The 2080-nt window shown below is 74.1% G+C and carries 2 protein-coding genes; one reads left to right on the top strand and one right to left on the bottom strand.

The window, feature by feature from the left end; all coding sequences use genetic code 11:
- On the bottom strand, positions 1-518 hold a 518-nt coding region (locus DI269_RS02305), incomplete at its 3' end, for an AAA family ATPase (RefSeq protein WP_198667077.1).
- Positions 519-798: 280 nt separating this feature from the next.
- On the opposite strand from DI269_RS02305, the gene DI269_RS27545 reads away from it, so the two are divergent.
- Positions 799-2080, top strand: a 1282-nt coding sequence (locus DI269_RS27545) for a dynamin family protein (protein WP_112133529.1), incomplete at its 3' end; no start/stop codon positions are given.

A 2080-nucleotide genomic window follows, 5' to 3' on the forward strand; every position in this document is an offset into this window, starting at 1 on the left:
CGGGCGGCGAGTGCGGCGGCGCGGGTGGGGGGCAGGGCGGGGGCGGCTTCGGCGACGAGCGCGGCGGCTTCGGCGTCGGTGAGTTCGGGGACGGCGATGACGGTGGCGGCGGCGAGCAGGCGCGCGAGGGCGTCCTCGCCGAGCCGGTTGGGGATGCGCAGTGCGGCGGCGACCGGGAGGCGCTCGGCCAGGACCGGCAGCACCGCGAGGGTCGCGGCGTCGCACCACTGGAGGTCGTCGATGACCAGCAGGCCCCCGCGGGTGCGGGAGTAGACGGCCTCGGCCAGCAGCGGGAGGTCCCCGGCGGGCATGCGGGCCCGCGTGGCCCGCTCCAGTGCGAGTGCGGGCTGGCCGGAGAGCATCGACAGACCGCCCCCGGCGTGCACGGGCCGCTTGGAGGCGCGGGCGAGGCGCTCCAGCAGGCGGGTGCGACCGGACCCGGGCGGGCCGGTGACGACCACCAGGCCCGGTCCCGCCAGCGCGCCCGCCATGGCGCGCAGTGCATCGTCACGGTTCAAGGCCCCAAGGGGTCGGGGCGTCGAGGCGACGGAGGGCGCCAGTCCGGGGGTGGGCGGCGGGGGGGCCAAGGTGGCTCCTAACGCTGTGGCACGAATGGGGGAGGCGGCCGGGCGGTCGCGGTTTGTAATCTCGTGTTGTCGACGGATCGCCGACGCCTCTCATGATATTGCGGAAGCTTCGATGCCGCAGACCGGCGTCGGCGGCCGAAGTGCCGCAGACCGGCGCAGGCCCGGACCATCGGGACCGACGAGACTACAGGAGAGGGCGGACACGGGGACCATGGTGGCAGGACAACTCACCACGAGCGTGGCGAGCATGTGCGAGGAACTGGCCGGCAAGGTCAGCAGCGCGTCGCGCCCCGTGGTCGAGGAGGTCGCGGGCCGGTTGGGGCAGCCGCTGCGCGTCGCGGTCGCCGGGCGCCTCAAGGCCGGGAAGTCCACCCTCGTCAACGCATTGATCGGACGGCGCGTCGCGCCGACGGCGGCGGGCGAGTGCACGCGCGTGGTGACCCAGTTCCGGTACGGCCCGGCCGACCGCGTCGACGTCGTCGCCCGCAACGGCACCAAGCACGCGGTCCCGTTGGACGCGAACGGGATGATCCCCACGACGCTGCCGATCCCGGCCGACGAGGCCGCGATGATCGACGTCCAGCTGTCCTCCGACCGGCTCCGCGACCTGACCGTGGTCGACACCCCGGGTTTGCAGTCGGTCAACACCGACATCTCGGATGCGGCGCGGGAGATGCTGTTCGCCGCGCCGATCGCCGAGGACGTCGACGACGACTCCAAGGCCGCGGTCGAATCGGCCGAGGCGATCATCTACGTGTTCACCCAGCAGGTCCGCGCCGACGACGTCGACGCCCTGGAGGCGTTCGCCAAAGCCTCCCAGCAGCTCTCGTCCTCCCCGATGAACGCGCTCGGGCTGTACAACAAGGCGGACAAGCTCGCTCCCGGGCCCGGGCAGGACCCCTGGCCCGTCGCCGGCCCCATCGCCGGCGACCAGGCGAACGTCCTGCGCCGCTCGGTGTGCGACGTCGTCCCCGTCGTCGGGCTCCTCGCCGAGACCTCCGAGGCCGGCCTGTTGACCGCCGCCGACTGCGAGGCGCTGCGCACCCTCGCCGGTTTGGGCGAGGACAAGCGGGCGCTCATGCTCGCCTCCGCCGGCCTGTTCCTGTCCACCGAGGGCCCGGTCGACAAGCACCAGCGCCAGCGCCTGCTGGAGCGACTCGACCTGTACGGCATCCACTTCGCCATCGCCCACTTGCAGGCGAGCCCGCACCTGGCCACCGGCGAGCTCGTGCGGCTGCTGTTCGCGGCCTCGGGGTTCCCGCGCCTGCGCACCACCCTGCACCAGATCTTCGGCGTCCGCGCCGACGTCATCAAGGCCGGCTGGGCGCTCGGGCGCCTCGACGCCGCCGCCGCCTCCGGCCCGGCCGCCGACCGCGACCTGCTGCGGGGCGCGGTCGAGTCGATCGTCGCCCGCCCCGAATACCACCGCCTGCCCCTTCTCGAAGCCGCCGCGCAGGTCACCACCGGGCAGGTCGCCCTCCCCGAGGCGATGG

It is taken from the genome of Glycomyces dulcitolivorans, from assembly GCF_003265355.1.
GTDB classification, from domain to species: Bacteria; Actinomycetota; Actinomycetes; order Mycobacteriales; family Micromonosporaceae; genus Glycomyces; species Glycomyces dulcitolivorans.